Genomic DNA, 471 nt, shown 5'->3' with positions numbered 1-471 from the left:
ATAACCGGTTCGCTGTATCCGACATGGACTCATCTGGAGGCCCTGTCATCATAGCGCGCCGGACTATTTCAATTTCCGAACTGGTAAGAGCACCTCTAGTTTCATGCCATTCAAGAACTATTTTCTTTGACGCATTGTTTTTATTAACTCTAATCGTATCCAACTCTAAAGCGTGGACTTCATCCGCACCGGCCAAGCCTTTCAACGCTGCATATCTGTAAAACGATCTGAATCCCGACCGCCCATTTGATGATGTTAACGTTATATTGAACAAATCTCCTAAAGACAAATATGAAAAGTCCGCCCACGATGCATTCCATTTCGTTTCCAAACCCGATAGAACAGAACGGAAATCAACCAAAATACCAGGACTAACCGACACAAGTTTAGCTTTCAAGTATTCCTTTGCTGCATTGATGATCGGGGCTGGCAGCCTATACTTACCCAAATCTATTGAACGCCTTCGCCTTC

At 43.9% G+C, this 471-nt stretch carries 1 protein-coding gene; it reads right to left on the bottom strand.

The features are described from left to right. On the bottom strand, positions 1–448 hold a 448-nt coding region (locus SB717_RS33635; protein ID WP_410907133.1), incomplete at its 3' end, for a hypothetical protein. Positions 449–471 lie beyond the last annotated feature (23 nt).

Source organism: Priestia sp. SIMBA_032 (assembly GCF_046535215.1).
Taxonomy (GTDB): Bacteria; Bacillota; Bacilli; order Bacillales; family Bacillaceae_H; genus Priestia; species Priestia aryabhattai.
The sequence above is the reverse complement of the archived record's forward strand: the minus strand, read 5'-3'. Positions and strand labels throughout refer to the sequence as shown.